Origin of the sequence: Streptomyces sp. ADI95-16 (assembly GCF_003721495.1) — a bacterium.
Lineage (GTDB): Bacteria > Actinomycetota > Actinomycetes > Streptomycetales > Streptomycetaceae > Streptomyces > Streptomyces goshikiensis.
Map to the genome: position 1 here is coordinate 255,036 of NZ_CP033581.1, position 24,239 is coordinate 279,274.

Sequence of the window (24,239 nt, forward strand, 5' to 3'; positions counted from 1 at the left end):
CCGACCACGCGCACGCCGACAGCCTGAACCGACACTCAACCCCTCGGACGGGGAAAACGCATGACAGAGAGCACCAGCCACACTCCCGACCCCGTCCACGCCGCTGCCCGCCAGGCCGGCCGCATCGTCGAACTCCTCGACATCCTGTGGGAACAGGCCCGCAACGACATCCCGCCCCCGTACGTCCCTGTCTCCCAGCTCCGCGTGATGTACATCGTCGAGAGCGAGGACCGGATCCGCATGCGGGCCCTCACCCGGCTCCTGGCCGCCGCGCCGCCCTCCGTGTGCCGCCTGGTCGACCGCCTCCAGGCCCTCGGCTTCATCGAGCGGCTGCCCTGCCCGGACAACGGCCGCGAAGTCATGCTCTCCGTCACCGGCGCAGGCCGCGAACATTTGGCCCGGATCCGCGCATGCCGCGATGAAGTCCTCATTGAAGCGCTCGCCAACATGCCTTTCCATAAACGCGCCATGCTGACCGACGTCCTCGCGGGGTTGCAGGAAGCACTCGTCGAATCACCCATGCTCCTCGTTGGTCAGCACACCCAGCCCACCCCGAAGCAGCACGACGCGGCGAGTGCGTAGCGCGAAGGCCCTCCCAGACGACGCCGTGGGGCCGCAAGGCGAAGCCTGAGTTCGGGGACGGAGCGCGGAAACCCCCCGGCCACCGGCGGGTGCAGCCCGCAGGCAGCCCCGGATGCGTGAGGTGAGAAGGGCGCGAAGCTGCGCAGAAGGCACACCTGGTCCCAGGCGAGGGCATCGGTACTCAGGCGGGCGGGGCGAAGGCGGCGGTGAGCCGGTCCAAGCGGGCGTACAGTGCGCGAATCAGCCGGGCCCGGTCTTGTACGCACGCCGCGGTTGCCTCCACTGGTTCGGCCAGGATGCGCTCGGCGTCGCCCAGGACGACCTCGGCCAACGCGCGCCTGCCGTCGTGGTCGGGGAGCAGGAGGGCATGGTGGTGGACGTCGCAGGCGAGATCGCGGGCGTGTGCGGTCATTTGAAGGGCGATCTGCTCGTGGTCGCAGTCGTCCAGGTGAGAGGACTTCCAGGCGAGCACCGCGCTCACGAGTGCTTCGTAGGGGCCGCGGTCGCGGGAGGATTGCGTTCCGAGCAGGTCTTCGGGGTCTCGCTGAACCTTGTGTGCGCCGATCATGAGTGCCTCGATGTGTCGTGGCGCCGCCCGTCGGCAGCTGTGACCGAACGACACGTGAGTCGTTCGTGTGCCGACGCTACGGTCGCATCCGGTCCGTTGGGCGGCCCGCCTGAACGAGCGGGCCGCCCTGCGGTGCTTCTGCCGATCAGGTCAGCGGGCTGGGTGCCGGCCGCCCTGCTGGCGGGGGATCTCGGTCAACCGCGGTGTAGGGAGCGGCGGTGGCCGGCCGGTCGGCGACGGCCCGGGACAAGGTTGATCCGGGCCGGGGCGACGGGCGCCACGATCAGCAAAACGATGGGCACGAGGACCGCGACGAGGATGAGCACGGTAACGAGCGTCATGTTCCTGCCTTCCGTCGGGTACTGACTGCCTGTAGCTACTTGGTGTAACCAAGATTCCGGGCTCTAAACACCACGAGTGACGGAAAGCATCGTGAATCGACGGCTGCTTCAGCCCAGCAGGCCTCTGCCGTGCGGAAGTGCGGGGTCGCACAGAAAGGGTTCCCCCGGAGGACCGGAATGGAGAACAGGCAGGCGAGGTAGCCTGCCGCGCCCTGGGCTTCATGGTGATGCAGGCATGACGGCGGGGCCCGTCCCTGGTGAAGGGATGGGCCCCGTGGGCCTTGTGTCAGCACGCGTGAGTCAGTGGGCCGGAGCAGCTACCAGCGGTACCAGCGGCCGCTGCCCCCCTTGGGACGGGCGACGAATCCGATCAGCCACAGCACCAGCACGGCGATCGCGACCCACCAAAGGACCTTCACCGCGAAACCGGCACCGAAAAGAAGCAGAACGAGCAAGAGAACAAGAAGCAGGGGAACCATGGTTATCAACCTCCGAAGCGCCTCGTGCCCCGGCATTCGGGTCTCACGCTCCGGCTTTTCACCTTGTGCCGCCTGTACACCTGCGCAGATGCGGCTCATGACATGAATGGGCGACGAGGTTGTTTGGGGAGGGCCACAGCGGCCACAAGGGGCTCTGTAAGACTTTCTCTATCGTGCAGGGAGTGATCGGCTGTGTCTGGTGAGCAGAAGACCGAGGCGAAGGGCGAGCAGGCCAAGGGCAAGCTCAAGGAGACTGCCGGCCGCCTGACGGGCAACGAGCGCCTCACCGCCGAGGGCCGCGCCGAACAGGCCAAGGGTGATGCCCGCGAGGCCAAGGAAAAGATCAAGGACACCTTCAAGCACTGACCCTCACCGACGGGGCCCGGACCGCAACCGCGGTCCGGGCCCCGTCGCACGTCCGCGGGCGGCCACCCGTCGGGGCGAGTTCAGGCGGCGAGCTGGGGCTGTCGCAGCTGCGCCTGCCCGAAGAGAAGGGCGTAGCCGTCGAGTGCTGCCAGTACGGCGTGGATGACCCCTGCGGCGCGTTCGCGGGTGGCATAGGCGCCTTCGCCTTCGTAGCACACGCGTTCCAGCATCTGATCGAACGTCATGGCGGTGGAGGTCCGGTCCGGGAGAGGCCGGTCGTACATGGCGGTGCGATCGCCTTTCTCGTCAACGGTTCGCTGCGGGTTGAGGGTTGTGGCGGTGGTCAGGGGGTCGGGGTGGCCGAACAGGAGGTCGTAGCCCGGAAGGAGTTGAAGGAGGATGTCTCGGGTGAGGACATCGCCCGCTGCTTCGGCCACCGTGGACAGGACGGGGCCAATGCCCCACAGGGCCGTCTCCTCGGTGGCGCCTTCGATCCAGGCGGCGGTCGCCCGGACGAAACGCTCGGGTGAGAGTGGTTCGGCGACTTGGAGGGGGTTGAGGAGGATCTGGCAGTAGGTCTCGGGGAGCCGGGCGGCGGGGTCGGCCCGCACGGTCCCCGCCAGGTGGCACCCAGCAGCGCCAGAACGACGCGGGCCACGCGGTCGGCGGCTTCCAGTGTTTCGTACTGGCCGCGTTCCTGGACGTGGATCAGGAAGGGTTCCCGGCGTATCGACATCACGTCACCTCCGGATACAGGGGAGGGAGAGGGGCGGCGGAGCCCGGGAGCACCAGGGCCGGGGCCCGGTCATTTCCGCGGGCCGGCGATCTGCCTGCTGAGGGTCTGCCTGTCGCCGGCCTTGCGGTGGTGCCCGAACTGCTGTCGCAGGGGGTCCGGTTGCCAGCCTCCGCCGCGCTTGCGGGAGCAGGTTCAGCCGGAGATCTGCTTGCGGCCGCCTGCGCCGCCGATGCTGATCTTGCGGGGCTTGGCGCGCTCGGCGATGGGGATCCGCAGGGTCAGGACACCCGCGTCGTAATCGGCCTGGATGCGTTCGGTGTCCAGGGTGTCGGCCAGGACGATCTGGCGGGAGAAGACACCGAGGGGCCGCTCGGAAAGCTCCACCTTCACAGAATCGGCCTTCGCGACCGGGCGGCGCTCCGCCTTGACGGTCAGCATGTTCCGCTCGACGTCGATGTCGATCGCCTCGGTGCTCACGCCGGGGAGATCGAAGGCGATCACGTACTCCTCGCCCTCGCGGTAGGCGTCCATCGGCATCACGGACGGCTTCGACCAGGTCCCGGACGTACCCGACAGCTGCTGGACGATCCGGTCCATCTCGCGGAACGGGTCAGTGCGCATCAACATCGCGAAACACCTCCAGTTGGTTCAGGCAGAAACTGCCAATGCGCTTCAACGTGCATCCGTTGTAACATGTCATCGAAACGATGACAAGCACAGTGTCACCGGAAGGTTGACGAGATGCCGGAGGGTTCCATGAACGAAGCCGCCCCACCCACACCAGTTCCCTTCCTCGCCGCCGCCGAGGCACTGGAGACCATCAGCCGATCCGTCAAGGAAGCACAGCAATCCGCCGCGGAAACGCCCACGACCGCCGCGCCGCCATCGGCCGAATCCGGCCCGCACCCGGCCCTGGCCGCACTGCTCACGCTGCGCGAAATCCGTGAGCAACTCGCCGGGTGGGAGAGCACCCTGATCGAAACCGCCCGCGACCAAGGCGCGAGCTGGGCCGACCTCGCCGGCCCCCTCGGGGTCGCGAGCCGTCAGGCCGCCGAACGCCGCTACCTGCGCCTGCGCCCGGGTACCGCGGGCAGTACGGGAGAGCAGCGTGTCCAAGCCACCCGCGACTCTCGCGCCGCCGACCGCAGCGTCACCGCCTGGGCCCGCGACAACGCCGCCGACCTGCGCCGCCTCGCCGGCCAGGTCAGCGCCCTCACCGACCTCCCCGCCGGCTCCGAGAGCGCCATCGGAGACCTCAACCATGCCCTCGCCGACAACGACGCCGCGCACCTCGTCCAACCCCTCACCGCCACCCGGCCACACCTACGCCCGGAAAACTCCGACCTCGCCGACCGCATCGACGCCATGGCCCGGCACACCCACCAACTCCGCCGGGACAGCCACGACCAGCGCAACACCTGACCCGACGCACCGGGCAGCCGCTCCCTCGCGCAGACGTGACCGCCATGCCAGCGCGCCCGTCCCCCGCCGGTCCCCATCGAAGAAATGATCCCGACCATGACGAACTTCCTCGCTGTGGAGCGCGCCCTGCGCACGGCCGCGCCCCACGACCTCCTCCGGTCGATCCGCGCAGCCCTGATCGAGCACTACCACGCGATCGAAGTCGACCTCCTCATGGCCGACTACAGCCTCACCGTGCTCCAACCGGTGACCGCACTCCCCCACACCGCCGAACCCCTGCCCGTACAGGCAAGCTCCCAGGGCCGGGCCTTCGGCAGCCAGGAACCCTACGAGCAGTCCACGGCCCAGGACGGCGCCGTGGACCTCCACCTGCCGGTGACCGTCCGCGGTGACCGGATGGGGATCCTCACCGTGCGGATGCCCGAGGACGCGTGCACCCAGCAGACCGTCGGTGAGCTGACCGACCTGGCGGAACTGCTGGGGCACGAGATCGTCGTGGCCGAGCGCGACACCGACCTCTACCTCCAGGCCCGACGAGCCAGTCGCCTCACCCTGGCAGCCGAGATGCAGTGGCAGTTGCTGCCGGCGCGGGCCTGCGCCCGCCCCGAGTACGCCATCGGAGCCCAACTGGAGCCCGCCTACGACATCCACGGCGACAACTTCGACTGGTCCACCACCGCCGAGACCCTCACCCTGACCGTCACCAACGGAATGGGCGAAGGCATCGAGGCCTCACTCCTGACCAACCTCGCCATCAACGCGCTGCGCAACGCCAGACGAGCGGGCGTCGACATCGCCGACCAGGCCGCACTCGCCGACCAGGCCGTCTACGGGCAATACCGCGGGCACCAATACGTGTCCACCCTGCTGCTGTCCTTCGAACTGGCCACCGGACGAGGCCGAGTCGTGGACGCCGGCTCACCACGGTTGTGGCGCTACAGGGACAGATCCGTCGAACGCGTCGAGTTCGACGCGCAACTCCCCCTCGGAATGATCGAGGAATCCGACTACACCGCACAGGACTTCCAGGTACTGCCGGGCGACCGCCTGATCTTCGCCAGCGACGGCGTGTACGCGGCCACCCACGAAGGCGGCGAAACCTACAGCGAACGCGCCCTGGCCCGGGCGATCCACGCCACCAGCCTCCTCCCCGCCGCGGCCGTGCCCCGCGCGATCCTCCAGGAACTGGCCGTATACCGCGACACCGACCCGGACGACGATGCCCTGGTCCTGTGCATGGACTGGTTCGGCCGGCCCTCCCCGGCCTGACCACCCGCTCCAGCGCAGGAGGGCCGGCTGACCGGGCGGGCCTCCGGTTGCGCGCTCTGTCACATCCACTGGCCGGGAGCCGCAGAGCACGGGACGAAACGGGCCCGAGGCCGCACACCGTGCCCTTCGGCGCCCTCACCCGTCACGGGTTTGCGCCAGGGACGCCGCCGCACGGAGGGTGACCATCAGTGAGGCACCACACGGATTCGGCGGCTGGTGTGCGAACGGCCCGTTCGTGCGGCGCACGCTCGCGCAGTGCTCGGTTCTCGGCTGTCGCAGATACACACAGCGTCCCCCACGGAATCATCGGCAGGCGACCGGCACGTGGCCGGCGCGTGAGGAGGACCGCCATGACCGAGAAGGACCTCTACGCCGACGAGCCCGAGCTCGTCGTCACCGCCGTCGCGGGTGACGAGGACGCCCACGCCGGCTCGGAGGAGGGGGTACCGGCCGAAGAAACGGCGCAGGCACGCAACCTGATGCAGCAAGGCCAGTGCTGACCCACTCCGACGAGTCTCCCGGCATCGCCGCTCTCCGTCACAAGGCAAGGAACGCCGACGTGCTCGCCGTTCCGCGAGGGCAATGCCGGGAATCGGTCACCGGCCGGCGATGAGACCGGTGATGAATTTGCGGCAGCGCCCCCGGTGGACGGGGCTGATGCCGTGGATGAGCTGTGCTCCGTAGACAGCGGCAGTGCCGGTGACGGCGGGCAGGACCCGGGGGCTACCGGTGACGGTGTGGATCCAGGAAGTGTCCTGCTCGCCACGGGAGATCTTGTCGTGGGGTGCGATGCGAGTGAACCGCATGCCCGGCTCGTAGCCGGAGTGGGAGCCGGCGTCGAGCCGTGCGTCCCAGACGCCGTCGCCGGGGCCGGTCTCGATGAAGAACTCGCCTCCGGCGGTGGCGTCCTCGATGGTCACGCCGATCCGGGCGACGTGCCGGGGGTGGACCAGCGGGTCAGGACCGATGCCGTCGAGGTGGCGGACCGCGCCCTCGCCGGGCCCGAACTCGATGAACTGCCATGGCGAGGCGCCCCGCGCAGACGGGAACACCTGGCGGATCTCCGGCAGGTACCGGGCGACCGCGTGGTCGAGTACCTCGTGCACGCGGGCGGGCAGGTCGTCGAGTTCGTCGCCCACGTAGGCGGGACGCCAGCCCGTGACCGCGAGATGATCGTCAAGGAGCGCGGTGAGATCGGAGATCTCTTTCGGGTCCAGGAATCCGGGCACGGTGCGGATGGCGAGCGTCTCGGTCAGGGTGATCACGGTCATCCCTTCGGGTCTGCGACGGAAGCGTCCGGCCGCATGAGGCGGACGGGTCTGCCTCATCCTCGAACAGCGTTCGCACGTGCGGCGTGGCGCGGCGGCGGCGCATGGGGGCACCGGCGCGGTACTTCAAGGCTCCGTGACCTGCCTAGTCTCGGCTCTCTTCCAGCCGTGACGACCAAGGAGGTTATCCCGTGAGTGGGCTTGACGACTACGCCGCCAAGATGGCGGCCCGCTTCCACACCTTCGACCAGGACGGTGACGGCCACGTCACCCGCAGGGACTTCCGGCTCATGGCGGAGCGGGTGGCCCGGGCCTTCGACGTCGCCGACGGTACGGACCGGGCCGCCTCCCTCCTGGAGGCGGCCGACCGGTACTGGGAGGGCATGGCCGGCCTCGCGGACGGCAACCTCGACGGCCGCATCACCCGGGAGGAGTTCGTCGGCGCCGCCCTGGCCGGCCTGCATCAGGACCCGGCAGCGTTCACCCGGATCGCCCTGCCCTGGCACCGGGCGGTGTTCACGGCCGCCGACCACGACGGCGACCGCCGCGTCACCGTCAACGCGGTCGACCTCATGCTGGTCGCGCTCGGCGCGGAACCGGAACAGGCCCGCCGCGTCGCGGCCGAACACCGCACCGACCCCACCGGACTGATCACCGAAGACGAGATCCTCACCGCCGTCACCGCCTACTACACCACCGGCCAACCCCAGCAGGCCTTCGCCGTACCCGCCTGAGGAACACCTTCCACTCCAGGCTCCGATGCATCAGCAGTCGCCGGCCAGGCGGCCGGCAGGCCCTCGGTGCGCGATTGCTCGACCGCTCGGCACGGTGGGCTGCCGGGCGACGCATTGCCTGATCTGAACCTGCTTGTTCCTGAACGCCTTTGGAGTCGATACAGGTCCGGAAGGAGGCAACACTGGTGAGGATGTCGGAAGACCCGGCCCTGCCGCAGCCGTTGCTGTGGGACGCGATGCCGAGCAGGGTGCCGTTCTTGTAGAGCGGGCCTCCGCCGTCGCCCTTGCAGATGCCCTTCCCTCCGCCGGCCGCTGCCGCACAGATCATGCCGTCGCGGATGGCCGCGTCCCCGTACTGGCTCCGGCACGCGAACCGGGTCACCAATTGAGTGTTGACGAAACGCAGCTTGGGCGAGGGGACACCCCCCTCAACGGTGGCGCCCCACGCGGCGGCCGTGACCGTACCGGCGAACGTGGCTCCGGCGTTCGCAAGAACTGCGGGTACTGACACTGCTGGTGCGGACCTCATCGTCGGCAGCGGCCAGGGCCGACGGCGAGAGCCCCCGGATGGGCGGCGAAGGCCGGCAGGTCGTAGCGAGGGAACTGGCTCTGCTTCTGACTCGTCGTACGCAACGATCGACGGCGGTCGTTGACGTCGGGGTATAGGGCGGAACGAGCTCGCGTTCCTCAATGTCGCTACGCGTCGGAGTCGAACATTCGGCGGAGGCAAGATCGCGCCGGAAGTGGCGGGCCCGGCAGCATCGAAAGCCACAAGAACGCCGTTCCGGACACCTCGCACGCCTGGCCCCACGCCGGCAGCTGCGGCGGCGCATCCGTGGATCTTGGCCCCAAAGATCAAGGAGCGATGTCCCCTGGTTGCAGTGGAGCACCCGAAGGCGAGCACGTCCGCATCTGATCAAAGGCCTGGTCAGCGACATCTGTCCGGTTCTCACCGGGTGGCCGGTTCGGTCGGGTGTCGATCCCCCGCCGGTTGCGTAGCGTCACCGGTCTGCAACGCAGGGAGGTCTGAACAGCATGGGCAATGCCAGCGCACGGAATGATGCGGGAACGGCCTACATCAACGACGTATTCATGCGCCATCCGCTGACCACGCGGAATCAAGAGGAACTCGAAGTCGCCGCCAGGGCAGCCGGCATCCTGCAGCGGAATCAACTGCGGAACGTATTCAAGCGGACCCCCCAGGGCGGGGGCGAGCAGATCGACCCGATCGGGTTCTCCCTGAACAAGGTGCGCTACGGCGGATTCCCGCGGGAAGAGGCGACCGCTCAGGAGCACGGCTGGCGCGCCTACATGAATATCGGCGTTCCGGTCGTCGAAGAACGGAGCGATATCCAGCAGCCTCCTCCGGACATGATCTCCAAGCAGACGTACATCAACGGCACCGACCCGATCAAGATCACCGTGACGGACACGGTCGAATTCTCGATCTCGAACACGATCAGCTGGTCACTCCAGGGGAGGTGAAACTCACCTTCGGCGCGAAGTCCATCGCATCGCTCCAACAGCAGCTCCAGAAGAGCATGGAGATGAAGCAGTACCAGAAGACCACCCTGCTCAACAGCAAGGACAACCAGGGCGTCAACACGGAGTCCCAGACGGAAGCGACGAGCAATACCACGGCCACGAGTTCCGTCACCGGCACCGGGGAGTTGTGGGGAGAGCTCCTGCTCGGAATCACCGGCTCGGTCAGTGGTTCGCTGACCACCGAATGGAAACACCAGTCGTCGGTCAGTTTCGAAATCATGAGCCGGGCGGATGTCATGGCCACGACGCGGCGTCAGATCCGCCAGTTCGACTACGAGTTCCCCGTGACCTTCGGCGGCTGGGTCGCCTTGTACTATCCCGAGCCCGTGGCTGTCAAGGAGACTCCGCCGCAGGCCGCCGACCCCAAGTACTCCCGTGTCATCGCATGGAAACTCGGCGAGGCAGCCATTGATTCCAGCCACTTCGACCTGGCGGACGAAGGAAAGCGATCCCTGCAGAAGGGGACGGCCGAAATCGTCGCTGTGCGCACCGGAGAGCACCGGGTGTTCCAGCCGGAAGTACTCGACTACCAGAACCAGAAGCAGCCCCTCTAGGGGTCGGGAGGGACACCCATGTCTTTCAAGAACATTTTCGAAAACGGCGGCGACGAAGCCGGCTCCGCCGACAAGGCCGCTCAGGCGCTGGGCAAGGACACTCCGGGAGCCGGTGACGTCTCGGAGGCCGTGCGCAAGCTGGAAAGCGAGCGCGACCCGCGGCTCGTGCGCCAGACCGCGCACGGAGCCTTCGACGTCATGGGTTTCCTGAACCCGCTCTTCCGGAACGCCCAGGACGTGGCCGCCGCGCAGCGGCAGGTTTCCGAAGACCCAGGCTCCACCTCCACCATGGCCTCGGCGACCACGAAGACGTTCGGACCGCCGAAGGTGACCATCAGTGCCGAAGACATGCCAAAACTCGAAGACGTGTCGAGGCTCATGGGCACCAGGAGGAGCTACGCCCTCATCGCAACCGGCCTGGGAACGTCCGAAGGCCTGGCGGTCGACCCGTCCCTGAACACGGCGTACGTCGCCGACCGGGGCGGCCTGAAGCTGTCCGCGGTGAAGGTTGACACCGGCGCCCAGCGCGCTACCGCGAGCGGCCTGGGCGACATCGGCGATGTGAAGGTGGACGGCCAGGGCACGGCCTACTGCACCGACTACAGCGGTGGGCGCCTGCTCGCAGTGGACCTGGCCAGCGGCTCCTCCCGCAAGATCGCCGACGTACCGGGCGCATACGGCGTCGCGCTCGACGCTGCTGGCAGGGCCTACGTCGCCAGCTGGCTGCACGGGCAGCTGATCGCCGTCGACCTGCCGGACGGACAGAAGCGCACGATCACCACCGGCCTGGGGAAGGGAATCGGCGGAGTGGCGCTGGCGGGAAGGGCAAGGCGTATGTCGGCCAGAAGGACGGCGGCGGCAAGCTGTACGAGGTCGACCTGGTCGGCGGAACCCATCGCGTCGTGACCAGCCTTGCCGGCGCGAGCACCGTCCGCGTGGCCCTGGACGGCGCCGGCCGGGCGTACACCATCGACCACGCGAACGGGCGCCTGTACGAAATCGCCCTCGCGGACGGCGCGCAGCGCGTCGTGGCCACAGGCTTGGGAACGTGCGCCGGCCTCGCCCTGGATACCGTGAGCGGCTGGATCTACGTCAGCAACTATGAAGGCCAGCTGTGGCAGATCAACTCCCAGGCGGCCCAGGCCCTGGGCGGCGTCGGCAAGGTCGTAGCGTATTAAGAGGGCGTCTGATCAACCTTGTGGGCATGCTGACAGTCGTGGCCGCAGCCCTGGACCAAGCCGTGAGCCGCTCGCACCGCACCAGCGTGGTCGGCGGGCTTCAAGGCGAACCGGCCCCTGACCCCGCCCAAGCCACTGCCCGGGCCAGCCCTCAGCATCTCCAGCATCAGCCTGAGTTGTACAGGGATCATCGACACGCTCACCGGCACTGCATCACCCGCTACTACCTCCTGTGAACCGACCGTCCGCCCGGCACCCGGTCGGTGCGAACGGATCCGTCCTGGCAGATCGCGGTAGGGCGGCGGGCCCCTCCGTGGAGAGGGCCCGCCGCGTTCCGCAATCCTCGCGCTGCCCGGGGTTCTCGACTGCGGTGGGACCAACGTCGAGGCCGGCCTACACCGAGAGATCCGCCCCTACTCGAAGCCGTCCTGCCGGGAAGTGCGTACTCGACTTCCGGGCCGCGCTGAAGCAGGCACGCCCGTCGCTCATGGCTACCCTCGGTCGGAGTCCCGGAGCTCGGTTGTACCCGGCTCCGGGACCACTGAGCAGGACAGGCGCGCGGGAGGGCGTATGCCGGGGCGCAGCCGTCCTCCAAGTCCTGCCCGACGGGGCCGCGCTCCGCGCCGGGATCTGGTACGTGAACGTCAAAGCCTCCGCCACGACCGGCTCGCCGCGCTCGCCGAACTGGGCGTGGACCGGGCCCGAACGTGACGTCGGAATCGCTGGATCACGCGGTGGGCGCGCGTTCCGGGCCCCGCCGACAACTCGCCCACCCGAAGCCGGTGTCCGGCTCACGGGCGCGGGTGGCCGTGCCCGGGCGGCGGTTGCTCCCGGTCCGACAGCCCGGCGACCCGTGGAACACGATCCGCTCGAACTCCGAGAGCTCCCAACTGCCACTCCCGTCATCGGCAGCCTGGTCGATCGCCCTCAGCAGGCGCAGCGACCGTTCCCGGTTTGCCCCCGGTGGCCGCCTTTCATCGTCTCGAAGCGGCCGCACGCGCCGAGGTCCTCCAGCTCATGGCCGGCCTCGGCCCCCACGGTGCCGAGGCCGGCACTCCGTGCACCGACAACGACTACTGCAGCTGCGCGGTCCTCACCGACGCCTACGCGGCCAAGGAAGGGTGAAGGCCCTGGGCCGGGAACGAGCGTGTTCCGTCCGCTACCGAGATGCATGACGGCTCCACGTCACGATCCGTCGGCGTCGGCGGGTGCTGTCGATTTTCGTGACCATCGATCCCGTGCCACGGCAGGTGCCTCCCGTTGAGCTGAGCATCTGCTGTCGAAGACACGTGGACGGATCCAAGCACGGCGCTCTCCAGCCGGAGAAGTGGCCTTGGTGGGCCCGGACATCGTCACCGGTGCGGCGGCGATCACGGATGGACGTGGCCGCTGGGCTGTGTGCCGGCCGGGGCTTCGTCGGCTGGCCGGGCCCCGTGCGTGGACCTTCTCGTCGCCCTGCCACCCTGACACGGGCCAGCCGCCCTGCCAGGGCTTCTGCGCGGGCCTCCCCCGCGCGGGGGAGGCGGATCACTCTCCAGTGCGAAGACCTGACGTGCGTGGAGGCGTGATCGTGAGCGTATGACGAGCTCTCCTGATCTGAGCCAGGTGCCGGGCGCATGAATCCGATAACAGCGGTACACGCCGCCCGGCGATGGCGGCCGGCGCGCCGCCCGGAGGCGGTGCCCCTGAAGTGGGCCTGGCCCGCGTACCTGTCCGCAGCCGACCAACTGATCTACGCGACGGGGAAGGGCTACTACGCGACCCAAGGGCGTCTGGGCATTCCCGGCGGACCACCGGTCACCGCCTCGCAGTACAGCGACACTTCCAACGTCGCGCTCGCGCAGTGGATGCTGGCCTCATTGGGCCTGTTCTCCGTCGCCATGGCGCTCGCCGCCGTACGTCCATGGGGCGGCCTGATACCGCGCCCGCTGCTGCTGCTCGGGTTGTGGGGAACGGCCGCCCTGGCAGCCGTCAGCCAGATCCACGTGGCTCAGGAAGTCCTTCTCGGCTCCGGGGCCCCTGGTTGGTCGGGGCGGGCCGCGGTGCAGGGCGCCGTGGGCCTGTGCCTGTGGCTGGCCTTGGCCTGGCTCTTCACTCGTCGACGAGGACAAGAACGCCACAGCCGCGGTGAAGACGGCGCGAGGCGCGGAATGAAAGAGGTGGAGGTGTTGGATGGCCGGCCCCCCACGCGCCGCACCCTGCCAGTACGCCGATGGGCCGCCTACGCGACGTGTGCCTGGACCCTCGCCGGCTACGGAACGCTGAAACTCTACTGGGCGCTGGGTGGCACGGCGCTCACCTCCAGTGCTCCCCTGCCCCGGTCGGCCCGTGAGGAGCTTGTCGCGCAGACCCCCGGCACGATGGCCGGACATTGGATATCGGTCGGCCTGGTCCTCTTGGGCGCCTTGGCGGCGCTCGCCACGGTTCAGCCCTGGGGGCAGGTGCTGCCGCGCCGACTCCTGACCGTGCCGATGTGGATCACCGGCACCCTCATGGTGCTGCGGGCCTGGGGCGCGCTGGGCTTCGGGTTCGTCGGCGACGCCATGGTGCTGACGGGCGTGCTTCACGTGGACCCGCCCGACACCGCGATCGCGCACCATCTCTCCCGCGTGGACCTGCTGTTGTGGTCACCCTACTTCCTGGTCTGGGGCCTGTTGTGGGGTGCGACCGCCTGGGCCACGCCGAGGCGACCGGCCCCCTGACTCGGGCCAGCCATCCACTGGCCGAACGGCCCCAGACCTGCGGGCTCCCCCGTTGGCTCCTCCGCCGCACCGGACTCCTCATCCCGGCATCGTCATCACGGAAGGGCGGGCAGAACCCTGCGGTTGGCCACAGGCTCGGATCCCGCCTCGACCCTCGCGGCCTCATTGGCGCAGGCCGGGGCAGCCGGGTCCACGCCGGTGTGAACGGAGACGGCGGGGGCGTTGCCCCACTGACCGGGTGCGGCCGCGGGCGTGCCCGCGGCCACGTCATGGTCCGTTGCAGCAGCTCGTGGAGTCGGCCCGGGCCCGGCGAAGATCACCGTTGTCAGACCCTCTTGCTACTGTCGCGAACCCGAAAGGACGGATGGTCTTGATGAGCGACAACGATGTGCGGCAGTCCGGCATCCACATATACGACCAGTGGACGGCGATGTGGAACGGTGATCTGGACCTCGCCGAGAAGATCATGGCGCCGGAATTCGTCCTGCGCTATGCCCAGGCAGGCACCGAGGCCTTCGACGATGTCCGCACTCCGCAGCAACTCGCCGACATCATCGCGGCCTGGCACCGAGGGCGGCGCGGACTTCGCTTCGTCGCCGAAGGCTCGACTGTCGTGGACCTCGCGCTTGTCGATGGCGCACTGACCGGCCTGGTCGCCCGCCCCTATCTCGCTACCGTCCCGGACGAGGACGGCCGGACCGTCGCCAGGAGCGGGACCGACACCCTGAGGATCGCCGGCGGCTTGATCAGCGAGGTGTGGTCCGTGTCCTCCGGTGCCGCTGGCCGAACCTTTTACCACTAGGCCGTGCTTTAGAAGTTGCTGGTGTACTGGGTGGGCCGTCCGGGACGGTCGCGGGCGGCCATCCAGGTCGTCAGGTCTCGGGCGATCCGATGGATGCTGGTCTCGGCGACGACGTCATGTTCGCGACAGGTGGTGTCGCGGCGGACTACCTCGTAGCCGCCCTCGTCCAGGACCGCGACGGAGGTGAACCAGCCGGGTCGCCTTCATCGGACTGAATGACATGCGGGACCGACACTTCTAGCAGGTCACAGCCATTCGTTGATCGCGGCGATGTGGACGGTGGCTTCGAGGCGGACCGCGAGTTTGTCGAACCGGGTGGCCGCCTCCCGGTTCCGCTTCAGCCGGTTGATGCCGCACTCGACCGCGTGCCGGGCCTTGTAGTCCTCACGGTCGAAGGCCGGAGCCGGAGGCCGCCCGCCAGACATCCCCCGGCGTCTGCGATGGCCGGCCTGATCGGCAGGTTCCGCAATCGTGCAGCGATCCCGCGCCGCCGCAGATACGCACGGTTCAAGCGTCACGAATACGCCTTGTCGCCACGGACCCTCAGAGGACGGACGCGGGGCCGGCCCAGCCCGAGCCGAGGAACCCGGATGATGTCCAGAACGGCCGTGACCTGCGGTGACCAGCGGCGATAATGGCTTCTGTCGTTGTTCGCAGGCGAGGTGATTCTTCGGGGCCCAGCCTCCGCAGGACCGGCCCAAGCGCGGTCGTCGGGTTCGGCCTGGTTGCCGCCTGGCAGTTCGGCCTGCCCGTCACTGCGGGCCCCGGCCGCGCCCTGATGAGCCCGGCAGATCTGGAATCGACGTTCACCCCCCAGGCGATCAGGTCGGCCGCGTCCGCCCGGGTCTGTAGCCCGGTCAGCAGCGCTGACCAGACCCCCTCACGCTGCCACACCGCACTCGACGGCAAGCCACCCATCAGCCGCGTCAACAGCCCTGCGGGTCAATACACCTAGGACACCTCTTTTGGATCAAGCCAGCGGTAGGAATGATTCAGACGAACATCAGGGTGCGGGAGCGCGCAGGGGAACTTCGCCGGGGAGCCGGGCGTCTGATCAGCAGGACAGTGAGCACTGGGTGTACGGGGGTAGCGAGTATGACAATCACGCTGGCCGAGGAGATCATGTTGCTGTCCCTGGACGACAAGTCCGGATCGGCCAAGCAGAGGCAGGCCGCTGGCTGGGCGGTGGCGGGTGGGATCCTGCTCGAACTGGTGCTGGCCGGGAAGACTTCAGTCGAGGGTAAGCACCTCGAACTGGTGGACACGACTCCGACCGGAAATTCGCTGCTCGACAGTCGGACGGCGCTGATCGAGACCTGGATGCGGGGGCGCCGCAAGCGCCGGGTGACGGAGTGGCTGACGAAGGACCAGCCCAAGGCCGTCGCCGCGGCAATCAAGTGCCTGTGCGAGCGTGGGGTGGTCGTGGAGGAGAAACATAAGGCACTCGGCGTGTTCCCGATACGTCGCTACCCCGAGGCCGACGCCGCGGTGGAACGGGAACTGCGGGACCGGCTCCGGGTCGTGGTGCTGGACGGCGCCGAGCCGGACACACGGACAGCTGGCCTCATCGCGCTGATCCACTCGGCCAAGCTGCACCGTCTGGCCTTTCCCGACGGCCATCGCAAGGAGATTGCCGCACGGATGGAGGAGATCGCCACAGGGCAATGGGCAGCCGAGAGCGTCCGCTCCGCCATCCGCGACATGCAGGCAGCGATGGTCGCAGTAACTTTGGTCACATTCACCGCAGCTGGCAGCTAGGCCGTTTCCTTCGGATCACCTAGGTGTATTGCCCCGGGAGGTTGTGGACGGGTGATGCAGGTCTCGGCTGAGGCGTCTTGAACGGGTGAGGGCCTTCCGGGTTCGGTGTGGATTGCGACGTCTACACCGAGCGACAGAAGGCCCTCATGCCCCACCGTAATGCACCCCTGACCGAGACCGGTCGCCTTCGCCTGGCCCGTTGCGTGGTCGAGGACGGCTGGCCGCTGCGCCGGGCCGCCGAACGCTTCCACGTCTCACCGACCACGGCCCAGCGGTGGGCCGACCGCTACCGCGATCACGGCGAGTCGGGCATGCGTGACAGGTCCTCGCGCCCGCGTCAGAGCCCGCGCCGGACCCCGACCCGCACCGAACGGCGGATCATCAAAGTCCGCCTCGCCCGCCGGTGGGGGCCGGCCCGCATCGCCCACCTGCTGGGCCTGGTGCCCTCAACCGTGCACCGCGTCCTCGTCCGCTACCGGCTGGCCCGACTCTCCCACCTGGACCGGGCCACCAGCCGGGTCATACGCCGCTACGAACGCGAACGCCCCGGCGAACTGGTCCACGTGGACATCAAGAAGCTGGGCAACATCCCCGACGGCGGCGGCCACAGAGCCCTGGGGCGCCAGGCCGGCCGCAGGAAGCGGCCCCGCCTTGGCTACAGCTACATCCACACCGCCGTCGACGACCACTCCCGCCTCGCCTACAGCGAGATCCTGACCGACGAGAAGAAGGAGACCGCCACCGCCTTCTGGCAGCGGGCCCAGGCCTACTACGCCAGCGTCGGAATCACCGTCGAGCGCGTCCTGACCGACAACGGATCCTGCTACAAATCCCACGCCTGGCGCGACCTGCTGGCAGCGGCCGGGATCACCCACAAGCGAACCCGGCCCTACCGACCCCAGACCAACGGCAAGGTCGAACGCCTCAACCGCACCCTCACGGAGGAATGGGCATACGCCCGCCCCTACCAGTCAGAACAAGAACGACGCGACGCCTTCCCGCACTGGCTGCACACCTACAATCACCACCGCGGACACACCGCCCTCGCGGGCAAACCACCCGCCAGCCGCGTCCACAACCTCACAGGGCAATACACCTAGGACGTCTCGTTTGGATCTTGCGAGGCTTGTCATACTTCCCGAGTGGAGATGCAAGCCGAGGAGGCAGCGCGGCGTTGGCTGGCAGATCAGGGTGTCAGCCAGGTGCGCGACGGGTGGGAGAGCGACGAGCAGCCGGACACGTTGCTTACCGCCAACCAGGTAGCGCACTCCTGGGCCGGTGATGTGTTCGCCGAAGACCTGGATGCAGCCGACCAGGTGAGGTTGGCTTTCGGGCTGCTGGACCTCCTCGACGAGTACTGGGTCACGTGCGAGATCCGTTTCGCGAACGAAGGTGCGGAGGGTCCGCTGCCGGCCGACGTGCTGTGGGGCGGCTACCGTCAGCGGCTGGAGGCGGACCGGGAGGCCGAGGCCGTCACCTACTCGCTGTGGGTGGACTGGTTCGAGGACCACGCCACGTCCGCGATGGCCTTCGCCGAGGTTCTCGGTAACGACATCGACCGGGTGGTGGCCGAGCGATCGGAAGCCCTGCTCCGCCGAGCCCGTCGGGTTCTGGAGTGTTCGGGACCGGTGCGCTGGACGGTGAAGGAGCTGACGTACCGCACCGCCATGCGGCTTCCTGCCCTGCACTCAGCCCTCTTCCGCGGCCTCCTGGCGAGCTTCCACGACGTCTACGGCGACCTGGAGCCTGCTGCCGCACTGACCTTCCTCGGCCGGCTGGATCTCCCCACGGACACCCAGCACCTTGCCGAACTGCGCCACGTACTTGCTGGCGGGCACAAGAACCACTACCGCAGCCCTGGCGCCTGGGACGATGCGCTTCGCTCCTGCTCCTGAGCCGTTGGCCTGGCAGACCAAAGAAAGATGCCAGCGACGTAGAGTCCGGCCAGGTAGATGGTTGCGGTCTTCTCGTAGCGGGTGGCGATGCCTCGCCACTGCTTCAGGCGGTTGATGCAGCGTTCGACGGTGTTGCGCTGCTTGTACGCCTCACGGTCGAAGGCGGGTGGCCTACCGCCCTGGCTGCCGCGCCGCAGCCGGTGGCCGCGTTGATCGGCCGGAACGGGGATGACCGCCCGGATTCCGCGCTTGCGCAGGTGCTCGCGGATCGCGCGTGAAGAGTACGCCCTATCGGCCAGGACCACGTCCGGCCTGGTACGGGGACGTCCTCGCTGCCGAGGGACGCGGAGGCGGGCCATGACGTGAGCGAAGACGGGCGCGTCACCGGCCTGTCCGGCGGTGAGCACGAAGGCCAGTGGCCGACAGTGGGCATCGGAGACGAGGTGGATCTTCGTGGTCAGTACACCGCGAGACCGGCCGATGGCATTGTCATCGGGCTCACCGGCCGGGGCCCCTTTTTGCGGGCCCCGGCTGCGTGCTCGTGAGCGCGCACGACAGTGGAGTCGACCGAGACAGCCCAACCGAGGTCTTCCTCGGCATCGGCCTGCGCGCTGAGCGCGGAGAACACCCGCTCCCAGGTGCCGTCGATGGCCCACATCCGCAGCCTGTTGTAGACGCCCCTCCAGTTCCCGTACCTCTCGGGCAGGTGGACACACTGCGATCCGGTCTGGGACTTCCAGGCGATCGCATCGATCACTTCACGGTGATCCCGCCACCGGCCGCCCCGCTTCGGCGTCCGCTCCGGCAGCAACGGCTCGATCCGCGCCCACTGCTCGTCAGTCAACGACACACATCAACCAACTATCAGATGATCCGAAGGAAACGGCCTAGCCGCCGGGCGTCCGCGGACCGGCGTCAGTACACGAGCAGGCGGTCGCAGGTGATGGTGCCGCTGGGGAGCGAGGCGTCGCTGTTGAGGATGTAGAAGGCGCCGTCGAAGCTGGTCGGGGTCATCCTCGGCACGACGACCAGCGTCTGGCCCGCCATCTGGAGCCCGAACCGCCGCACCACGTTCGTGTCCAGCAGGGCGAACAGGTTCGGCGTCAACGCCGGGAGCCGCAAGATCCGGTAGGTGCGGTCCCCTTGCGTTCCCGTCACCAGCGCCTGGTACTGGGTGTCCCCCCACTGCGACGGGTGCGTCGCGACCCGTCCCGCCGCGTCCAGGGCCTGCAGCCGCAGCTGCGTGCTGTCTCGGACGCCGGCCATGTGGATGTGCAGCTGGTCGAGCTTCCGGGCGGCCTGCGAGTTGATCCCCAGCCCGATGTAGCGGTACTGCACGGGAACGTCGCCGCCCCTGCGGGCGTTCTCCCAGGCCTCGTGCCAGTAATTCGCGACGTTGGGCGTCAGCAGGAACGGGCACTCGATGCCCGTGATCCGGCAGGCCGGGACAGTCAGGTAGTTGTGCGTCGATACGGGCTCGCCGTGCAGCACCACGTAGTTGGGGGTGGTCTTGAGGCAGTCCGCCTTGTGCCCGCTGGGCGGGACGATCCCCTGTGTGCAGTACTGCACGTCCTGCCACAGCGGGTCGGTGTCCGCGGGACTGCCGCAGAGGGGCTGCATCTGGGCCGGGGGGCACGGGCTCGGGCCGCCGGGAGGAGGCGGATCCGTGGGACAGGGACAGCACGACGTACCGCCGGAGCCGGGCGGCGGACACGCCGCCGCGGACGCGCTGCCGCCCGCCCCGGCCAGCAGGGCACCCGCACCCAGGGCACCGGAAAGCGCCACGAACTGACGCCGGGGCATGCCGTTCGGCGTGCTGGTCGCATTCATGCAAGGACTCCGATGGTCGACGACCGCTGCTTCGACCGACCAACCTAGGCGCCGGACCGCCCGCCTCCCGGGAAGGTGCGGGAGGAGCGCCGAGGATTGCGCCGGAAGGCCGAACGGCGGCTCTTCACCACCGGCCGGAAGGCTCGTGACTCGGATCACAGAATGCGCAAGTTTGAGAGCCGGGGCGCGTTACGGCGCACACAGGGCGCGCACTCACCGCATCCTGAGCCTCTCCCCGTGTCAGACCCGGACCACGCCACAGTCTGCCGTCGGCCGAAGGCTGAAACCTCCCTAACCTCGTGGACAGTTGTCAGCCGTGGAACCCCTTGCGAAGATCAACTAGCTGCCGATAGTCGGGCAGTCATTCGACCAAGGGGGAACCATGAAACTGACCCGAGCCGCGCTCGCCCTGACCGCCGGAGCCCTGGCTCCGGCCCTGCTGCTCGCCACCCCGTCCCTCGCCACCGCCGCGCCGGTCACGGCGGCGGCGTCCGCGAGCACCGTGGTGGACTCCGACACGGAGAACGCCGTCGCCATCGCCAAGATCCTGGCCGACCCCGCGAGCGGCAGGGCCGTCAAGCGCGAGGCCAACAAGGCCCTCGACGGCAGCCCGGCCGACCGCGTCGCGTTCCTGACGACCGGCCTGGCGAAGGCCCAGGACGAGGACAACCAGGTCACCATCCTCAAGCTCCTCCCCACCGGCGGTCGCGCGGTGGTCCGGGAAGCCAACAAGGCGCTCGACGGCACCCCCGCCGACCGAACCGCCTTCCTGGCCACGGGCCTCGCGAAGGCTCAGGACGAGGACAACGCGGTCACCATCGTCAAGCTCCTGGCCGACCCGGCCAGCGGCAAGGCCGTCAAGCGCGAGGCCAACAAGGCCCTCGACGGCACCGCCCTCGACCGGACCGCTTTCCTGAAGACGGGCCTGCGCCTCGCCCGAGCCGAGGACGACCGCGTCGAGGTCGTACGGATCCTGGCACGCCCGGGCATCAGCGACGCGCTGCGAGCGGCGGCCGAGAAGGCGCTGAACGGCACGCCGGAAGAGCTGCGGTCCTTCATCACGGTCGGCCAGTACCAGGTCTGACCCCACTGCGGCAGCCCCCGCGAAGGGGGCTGCCGCCCAGGCACGGGCAGAGGGCTCCGCACGGACACGGCGAACGCCTCAGGGGCCAGCTCCAGATACCTCTGTGGGCGGGCCGGAGCCCGCCAGTGCGGCTGGGACGGCCGGTCATTCGGCCTCGTCCACCAGCCCTCCGACATCCTGGTCTTCCTCCAGGAGGCGGGGTGTGAGAACGCCGAGGATCGCTCACCCGGCCGCCGCGGCTGACCCCGCCCCGGTCGACGGCCCGGTCGCCGCTGGTCTCGGCCACAAGGTCCGGCCGCCGGACCAGGACCACGTCCAGGATGCGCCTGGGCCCCCACGCGCAGACCCCCGTGCAACGCCTGCCCCGGCACGGACGACGGCGTGGCGGCGCCCGCCCTGGTTGCCCTTCGCCTCGGCGGCCCGCAGCCCGTCGTAGGTCAGTTCGCGCTGGAGTTCGCCGGCGGCGGCGAGGGTCTGCGCGGGGCGAGGCGGCTCTGGTGCAGGACGTCGAGCACGTCGAGGATGTGCCCGGTGCCGCGCAGGCGGGACATCTCCGAGAGGTGCAAAGCGTCGCCCGGCCGCGCGTACGCGAGCAGTTCGCCGAATTTCGGCCGCCAGCGGGCGGGGCGCCAGGCGAAGCGACCGGACGCCCCCTGGCAGTGAGCTCGATGGCGCCGATCCTCGGCGGTCCTTCCCCCGGTTCTTCCCCCTTTCCCTGAGCGCGGCAAACATCGCCGACGTCCAAGGGCCGGCTCGCCATAAGGCAGGCGGGCATCGGGAGCGCAATTGGCGATATGCGGAACGGCGGAATGCATGGCGTGCCATGCGGTCGGCCGTCACGGATTCAGCCGCAGGGCCATGGCTCAACAAGTAAGTCAAGACTTACCTTTAGGGAACTTTGACCGTATGGTGTGGCTCGAATCGAAGGAGCCCTCTGTTGTCGAAAATGAATGATCCCGCGGTGCGTGCGGTTGCATCGGAGCGGGATTATGTGTCCTCCTTGTACGAGTTGCTCACCGAGCGCATTTCCGAGGCGCGAGTACACCGGGCGAGTGTGCTGAAAGCCCCGGCGGAAAGCGCTGGTGAGGCATACGAGAGAGAAATCGCCGCCGAGCGTCTGACCAAGGAAATCGGCCGGCTGGAGGGCGCCGAAAAGGGGCTGGTCTTCGGGCGCATCGACTGGACGGATGGCACGGCCCTGCGCATCGGGCGGATCGGACTGCACACGGAGGAGGATGACCTGCCTCTGCTCGTGGACTGGCGCGCGAACGCGGCGCGGCCCTTCTACGAGGCGACACCGGTCCACCCGATGGACCTGCGGCGGCGTCGGCATCTGCGCCTCGAAGAGCGCACGGTCGTCTCGGTGAGCGACGAACTGCTGGACGGTACCGCCCCGACCGACGAGGACGTCGTGGGGGACGGCCCGTTGACCGAGGCCCTGTCGGCACGGCGTACGGGCAGGATGCACGCGGCCGTCGCGACGCTGCAGACCGAGCAGGACGAGATCGTCCGCTCCGCCCACCGCGGGGTGACCGTGGTACAGGGCGGGCCCGGCACCGGCAAGACGGTGGTCGCCCTGCACCGGGCGGCCTACGTCCTGTACGCGTTCCCGCGCGCCGCGGAGGAGGGCGTCCTGGTGGTGGGCCCGAACGCCCGGTTCCTCGACTACATCTCCCAGGTCCTTCCCTCGCTCGGAGAGAACGACGTCGTTCTGGCGACCTGCCCGGAACTGGCCGGGGTGTCCACGGACACCGTGGACCGGTTCGATACGGCGCGGCTCAAGGGCGGCTCCGACCTCGCCGACGCCTTGGCCGGCCTGTTGCGCGTCCGCCAAGCCCCCGCCGGTGACTTCACCGTGCGGGTCGGACAGGAGCTGGTCCGCCTCTCCGGCGAGGAAGTCGCCACGGCACGCGGCGCCGCCGTGGCAGCCGTACCGGGGCACAACCCCGCGCGCCAGGTGTTCAAAGAGCTCTTGGTCGACGCCGTCACCGACGCGATGCAACGGGACATGGGCGACCTCCTGGAGCAGATCGACGCCGATGCGGAAAGGATGACGGGCCTCAACCTCGACCGGTTCACGGGAGCCGCCCAGCGACGTGTCGAAGGTGCTCCCGACGCGGGTCCGGCGCACGAGCTGGACCTGGACGCCATCCGGGCCGATCTCCTCGACGACGCCGACGTCGAGCGAGCGGTCGAGGTGTTGTGGCCTCGGCTGGTACCCGGTGACCTCGTGCAGGCGCTCCTGACGAACGCCGGCCCTCTCGCCGAGCACCTGCCCCGTCTGACCGCACAGGAGCGGTCCCTGCTGCTGCGCGGTCCGGACGACCCGTGGACGGATGCCGACGTGCCGTTGCTGGACGAGGCGGCGAGCCTGCTCGACGGCCCCCCCGAGCGGACGTACGGGCACGTCGTCGTCGACGAGGCGCAGGAACTGACCGCCATGCAGTGGCGGATGATCGTCCGCCGCTGCCCGGCAAGGGCGATGACGCTGGTGGGTGACTTCGCCCAGGCAGGCCCGGTCGCGACAGCGCTCGGCTGGAAGGAGGCACTGAGCCCCCACGTCGGACCGCGGTTCAAACTGCACAACCTGACCGTCAGCTACCGCACCACGCAGGAGATCCTGGAGAGCGTCCGGGACCTGCTCACGCGGATCGCTCCGGGCCAGAAGCCCACACGGTCACTGCGAAGCGGTGAGAGCCCCCGCACCGTGACCACGCCTGTGGACGGGTTGGCCACCGCCATTGTCCGGGAACTCCGCGCCCAGAGCACCGCGCACCCGGGCGAGCTCCTGGGAGTGATCTGCGCGGACACCAGGGTGAGCGAGCTGACGGCCCAGGGCATCGCTCACCACGCACGCATCGTGCCGGCGTCCGAAGCACGCGGCCTGGAATTCGACGGGGTCGTCGTCATGAACCCGGAGGAAATCATCACGGCCCGCCCCGGTGGGGAAAGGGACTTGTACGTGGCCCTGACCCGGGCCACCAAGCGCCTGTGCACGATCACCGTCCAGCCCGCCTGACGGCTCGGCGCCCGTCGTCGCCGCGGGTGCACCCGGCGCGGTACGGACACCGGCCCACGCGCACGGGGCTGCTCGCCGCCTCACCGCTCGTGGCCGCACCCGGCACC

26 protein-coding genes and 3 pseudogenes are annotated in these 24,239 nt (G+C 69.0%); 19 read left to right on the top strand and 10 right to left on the bottom strand.

Annotated features, from left to right (window positions below; all coding sequences use genetic code 11):
• Nucleotides 1-60 precede the first annotated feature (60 nt).
• The gene (locus EES41_RS01380; protein WP_123074903.1) at nt 61-582 is read left to right on the top strand and encodes a MarR family winged helix-turn-helix transcriptional regulator; all 522 of its coding nucleotides are present in this window, start codon (nt 61-63) and stop codon (nt 580-582) included.
• A 181-nt stretch (nt 583-763) separates the two neighbouring features.
• On the opposite strand, the gene EES41_RS01385 is transcribed toward EES41_RS01380, so the two are convergent.
• Nucleotides 764-1,063, bottom strand: coding sequence for a restriction endonuclease (locus EES41_RS01385; protein WP_250569384.1), 300 nt, complete (start codon nt 1,061-1,063; stop codon nt 764-766).
• A gap of 745 nt (nt 1,064-1,808) precedes the next feature.
• Nucleotides 1,809-1,970: a hydrophobic protein gene (locus EES41_RS01395; protein ID WP_123082179.1), complete on the bottom strand. Its 162-nt coding sequence runs from the start codon at nt 1,968-1,970 to the stop codon at nt 1,809-1,811.
• A 192-nt stretch (nt 1,971-2,162) separates the two neighbouring features.
• On the opposite strand from EES41_RS01395, the gene EES41_RS01400 reads away from it, so the two are divergent.
• The gene (locus EES41_RS01400) at nt 2,163-2,336 is read left to right on the top strand and encodes a CsbD family protein (RefSeq protein WP_123074907.1); all 174 of its coding nucleotides are present in this window, start codon (nt 2,163-2,165) and stop codon (nt 2,334-2,336) included.
• A 347-nt stretch (nt 2,337-2,683) separates the two neighbouring features.
• Here EES41_RS01400 and EES41_RS01410 read toward each other — a convergent pair.
• Nucleotides 2,684-3,072: pseudogene (locus EES41_RS01410) on the bottom strand (DUF2267 domain-containing protein); the annotation flags it as partial.
• A 192-nt stretch (nt 3,073-3,264) separates the two neighbouring features.
• Nucleotides 3,265-3,699, bottom strand: coding sequence for an Hsp20/alpha crystallin family protein (locus EES41_RS01415; protein ID WP_123074909.1), 435 nt, complete (start codon nt 3,697-3,699; stop codon nt 3,265-3,267).
• Between the two features lie 129 nt (nt 3,700-3,828).
• Between EES41_RS01415 and EES41_RS01420 the strand changes: the two genes are divergently transcribed.
• The 3 genes from EES41_RS01420 (at nt 3,829) to EES41_RS41215 (ending at nt 6,263) form a co-directional block, all read left to right on the top strand.
• Nucleotides 3,829-4,494 carry an HSP18 transcriptional regulator gene (locus EES41_RS01420; RefSeq protein ID WP_123082181.1) on the top strand — a complete coding sequence of 222 codons (666 nt, stop codon included), beginning with the start codon at nt 3,829-3,831 and terminating at the stop codon, nt 4,492-4,494.
• A 96-nt stretch (nt 4,495-4,590) separates the two neighbouring features.
• Nucleotides 4,591-5,763 carry a PP2C family protein-serine/threonine phosphatase gene (locus tag EES41_RS01425; RefSeq protein ID WP_123074911.1) on the top strand — a complete coding sequence of 391 codons (1,173 nt, stop codon included), beginning with the start codon at nt 4,591-4,593 and terminating at the stop codon, nt 5,761-5,763.
• 350 nt (nt 5,764-6,113) lie between these two features.
• Nucleotides 6,114-6,263 (top strand): hypothetical protein, encoded by a 150-nt coding sequence (locus EES41_RS41215; RefSeq protein WP_164495690.1) that lies wholly within the window; start codon nt 6,114-6,116, stop codon nt 6,261-6,263.
• Nucleotides 6,264-6,359: 96 nt separating this feature from the next.
• On the opposite strand, the gene EES41_RS01430 is transcribed toward EES41_RS41215, so the two are convergent.
• Entirely contained in the window at nt 6,360-7,034 is a 675-nt protein-coding gene (locus EES41_RS01430) for a hypothetical protein (RefSeq protein WP_123074913.1), read from the bottom strand.
• 188 nt (nt 7,035-7,222) lie between these two features.
• Between EES41_RS01430 and EES41_RS01435 the strand changes: the two genes are divergently transcribed.
• Nucleotides 7,223-7,765 carry an EF-hand domain-containing protein gene (locus EES41_RS01435; protein ID WP_123074915.1) on the top strand — a complete coding sequence of 181 codons (543 nt, stop codon included), beginning with the start codon at nt 7,223-7,225 and terminating at the stop codon, nt 7,763-7,765.
• On the opposite strand, the gene EES41_RS44095 is transcribed toward EES41_RS01435, so the two are convergent.
• Nucleotides 7,710-8,294, bottom strand: a complete 585-nt coding sequence (locus EES41_RS44095; RefSeq protein WP_123074917.1) for a trypsin-like serine protease — start codon at nt 8,292-8,294, stop codon at nt 7,710-7,712. The genes EES41_RS01435 and EES41_RS44095 overlap by 56 nt on opposite strands.
• A gap of 506 nt (nt 8,295-8,800) precedes the next feature.
• Here EES41_RS44095 and EES41_RS42625 point away from each other — a divergent pair.
• The 7 genes from EES41_RS42625 (at nt 8,801) to EES41_RS01465 (ending at nt 14,546) form a co-directional block, all read left to right on the top strand.
• Nucleotides 8,801-9,250, top strand: a complete 450-nt coding sequence (locus EES41_RS42625; RefSeq protein ID WP_254211252.1) for a hypothetical protein — start codon at nt 8,801-8,803, stop codon at nt 9,248-9,250.
• Nucleotides 9,247-9,864 carry a hypothetical protein gene (locus tag EES41_RS42630; protein ID WP_254211253.1) on the top strand — a complete coding sequence of 206 codons (618 nt, stop codon included), beginning with the start codon at nt 9,247-9,249 and terminating at the stop codon, nt 9,862-9,864. Before EES41_RS42625 ends, EES41_RS42630 begins: the two co-directional genes overlap by 4 nt.
• A gap of 18 nt (nt 9,865-9,882) precedes the next feature.
• Nucleotides 9,883-10,770: a hypothetical protein gene (locus EES41_RS01450; RefSeq protein WP_254211254.1), complete on the top strand. Its 888-nt coding sequence runs from the start codon at nt 9,883-9,885 to the stop codon at nt 10,768-10,770.
• The gene (locus tag EES41_RS42635; protein WP_254211255.1) at nt 10,767-11,042 is read left to right on the top strand and encodes a hypothetical protein; all 276 of its coding nucleotides are present in this window, start codon (nt 10,767-10,769) and stop codon (nt 11,040-11,042) included. The genes EES41_RS01450 and EES41_RS42635 overlap by 4 nt, the downstream gene beginning before the upstream one ends.
• 963 nt (nt 11,043-12,005) lie before the next feature.
• Nucleotides 12,006-12,167: a hypothetical protein gene (locus EES41_RS41220; protein WP_164495692.1), complete on the top strand. Its 162-nt coding sequence runs from the start codon at nt 12,006-12,008 to the stop codon at nt 12,165-12,167.
• A 491-nt stretch (nt 12,168-12,658) separates the two neighbouring features.
• Nucleotides 12,659-13,744, top strand: a complete 1,086-nt coding sequence (locus EES41_RS01460; protein ID WP_123074921.1) for a DUF3995 domain-containing protein — start codon at nt 12,659-12,661, stop codon at nt 13,742-13,744.
• Between the two features lie 373 nt (nt 13,745-14,117).
• Entirely contained in the window at nt 14,118-14,546 is a 429-nt protein-coding gene (locus EES41_RS01465) for a nuclear transport factor 2 family protein (RefSeq protein ID WP_123082182.1), read from the top strand.
• Nucleotides 14,547-14,554: 8 nt separating this feature from the next.
• Here EES41_RS01465 and EES41_RS42640 read toward each other — a convergent pair.
• Nucleotides 14,555-14,766 (bottom strand): annotated as a pseudogene (locus EES41_RS42640) (hypothetical protein); the annotation flags it as partial.
• A 25-nt stretch (nt 14,767-14,791) separates the two neighbouring features.
• Nucleotides 14,792-14,971 (bottom strand): hypothetical protein, encoded by a 180-nt coding sequence (locus tag EES41_RS42645; protein WP_250570355.1) that lies wholly within the window; start codon nt 14,969-14,971, stop codon nt 14,792-14,794.
• Between the two features lie 670 nt (nt 14,972-15,641).
• Here EES41_RS42645 and EES41_RS01480 point away from each other — a divergent pair.
• From EES41_RS01480 to EES41_RS01490, 3 genes are all read left to right on the top strand, one after another.
• Complete coding sequence (locus tag EES41_RS01480) at nt 15,642-16,304, top strand: GPP34 family phosphoprotein (RefSeq protein WP_123074923.1); 663 nt, start codon at nt 15,642-15,644, stop codon at nt 16,302-16,304.
• A gap of 146 nt (nt 16,305-16,450) precedes the next feature.
• Nucleotides 16,451-17,404, top strand: a complete 954-nt coding sequence (locus tag EES41_RS01485) for an IS481 family transposase (RefSeq protein ID WP_123082183.1) — start codon at nt 16,451-16,453, stop codon at nt 17,402-17,404.
• Between the two features lie 48 nt (nt 17,405-17,452).
• Nucleotides 17,453-18,199: a hypothetical protein gene (locus EES41_RS01490; RefSeq protein WP_164496090.1), complete on the top strand. Its 747-nt coding sequence runs from the start codon at nt 17,453-17,455 to the stop codon at nt 18,197-18,199.
• On the opposite strand, the pseudogene EES41_RS01495 reads toward EES41_RS01490, so the two are convergent.
• A pseudogene (locus EES41_RS01495) lies at nt 18,151-19,049 on the bottom strand (IS5 family transposase). The gene EES41_RS01490 and the pseudogene EES41_RS01495 sit on opposite strands and share 49 nt — an antisense overlap.
• A gap of 65 nt (nt 19,050-19,114) precedes the next feature.
• Nucleotides 19,115-19,819 carry a CDP-diacylglycerol diphosphatase gene (locus tag EES41_RS01500; protein WP_123074927.1) on the bottom strand — a complete coding sequence of 235 codons (705 nt, stop codon included), beginning with the start codon at nt 19,817-19,819 and terminating at the stop codon, nt 19,115-19,117.
• A gap of 46 nt (nt 19,820-19,865) precedes the next feature.
• Between EES41_RS01500 and EES41_RS43750 the strand changes: the two genes are divergently transcribed.
• The 3 genes from EES41_RS43750 (at nt 19,866) to EES41_RS01515 (ending at nt 24,132) form a co-directional block, all read left to right on the top strand.
• The gene (locus EES41_RS43750) at nt 19,866-19,991 is read left to right on the top strand and encodes a hypothetical protein (RefSeq protein ID WP_302186144.1); all 126 of its coding nucleotides are present in this window, start codon (nt 19,866-19,868) and stop codon (nt 19,989-19,991) included.
• A gap of 420 nt (nt 19,992-20,411) precedes the next feature.
• Nucleotides 20,412-21,113, top strand: coding sequence for an ALF repeat-containing protein (locus EES41_RS01505; protein ID WP_123074929.1), 702 nt, complete (start codon nt 20,412-20,414; stop codon nt 21,111-21,113).
• Nucleotides 21,114-22,104: 991 nt separating this feature from the next.
• Nucleotides 22,105-24,132: an AAA family ATPase gene (locus EES41_RS01515; protein WP_174261787.1), complete on the top strand. Its 2,028-nt coding sequence runs from the start codon at nt 22,105-22,107 to the stop codon at nt 24,130-24,132.
• Nucleotides 24,133-24,239 lie beyond the last annotated feature (107 nt).

Excerpts from the sequence above, each read along its gene's own strand:
- EES41_RS01380 (WP_123074903.1), top strand. The coding sequence starts at position 61 with ATGACAGAGAGCACCAGCCACACTCCCGACCCCGTCCACGCCGCTGCC.
- EES41_RS01395 (WP_123082179.1), bottom strand. The coding sequence starts at position 1,970 with ATGGTTCCCCTGCTTCTTGTTCTCTTGCTCGTTCTGCTTCTTTTCGGT.
- EES41_RS01415 (WP_123074909.1), bottom strand. The coding sequence starts at position 3,699 with ATGTTGATGCGCACTGACCCGTTCCGCGAGATGGACCGGATCGTCCAG.
- EES41_RS01420 (WP_123082181.1), top strand. The coding sequence starts at position 3,829 with ATGAACGAAGCCGCCCCACCCACACCAGTTCCCTTCCTCGCCGCCGCC.
- EES41_RS01425 (WP_123074911.1), top strand. The coding sequence starts at position 4,591 with ATGACGAACTTCCTCGCTGTGGAGCGCGCCCTGCGCACGGCCGCGCCC.
- EES41_RS41215 (WP_164495690.1), top strand. The coding sequence starts at position 6,114 with ATGACCGAGAAGGACCTCTACGCCGACGAGCCCGAGCTCGTCGTCACC.
- EES41_RS01430 (WP_123074913.1), bottom strand. The coding sequence starts at position 7,034 with ATGACCGTGATCACCCTGACCGAGACGCTCGCCATCCGCACCGTGCCC.
- EES41_RS44095 (WP_123074917.1), bottom strand. The coding sequence starts at position 8,294 with ATGAGGTCCGCACCAGCAGTGTCAGTACCCGCAGTTCTTGCGAACGCC.
- EES41_RS42625 (WP_254211252.1), top strand. The coding sequence starts at position 8,801 with ATGGGCAATGCCAGCGCACGGAATGATGCGGGAACGGCCTACATCAAC.
- EES41_RS01450 (WP_254211254.1), top strand. The coding sequence starts at position 9,883 with ATGTCTTTCAAGAACATTTTCGAAAACGGCGGCGACGAAGCCGGCTCC.
- EES41_RS01460 (WP_123074921.1), top strand. The coding sequence starts at position 12,659 with ATGAATCCGATAACAGCGGTACACGCCGCCCGGCGATGGCGGCCGGCG.
- EES41_RS01465 (WP_123082182.1), top strand. The coding sequence starts at position 14,118 with ATGAGCGACAACGATGTGCGGCAGTCCGGCATCCACATATACGACCAG.
- EES41_RS42645 (WP_250570355.1), bottom strand. The coding sequence starts at position 14,971 with ATGTCTGGCGGGCGGCCTCCGGCTCCGGCCTTCGACCGTGAGGACTAC.
- EES41_RS01480 (WP_123074923.1), top strand. The coding sequence starts at position 15,642 with ATGACAATCACGCTGGCCGAGGAGATCATGTTGCTGTCCCTGGACGAC.
- EES41_RS01485 (WP_123082183.1), top strand. The coding sequence starts at position 16,451 with ATGCCCCACCGTAATGCACCCCTGACCGAGACCGGTCGCCTTCGCCTG.
- EES41_RS01490 (WP_164496090.1), top strand. The coding sequence starts at position 17,453 with ATGCAAGCCGAGGAGGCAGCGCGGCGTTGGCTGGCAGATCAGGGTGTC.
- EES41_RS01500 (WP_123074927.1), bottom strand. The coding sequence starts at position 19,819 with ATGCAGCCCCTCTGCGGCAGTCCCGCGGACACCGACCCGCTGTGGCAG.
- EES41_RS01505 (WP_123074929.1), top strand. The coding sequence starts at position 20,412 with ATGAAACTGACCCGAGCCGCGCTCGCCCTGACCGCCGGAGCCCTGGCT.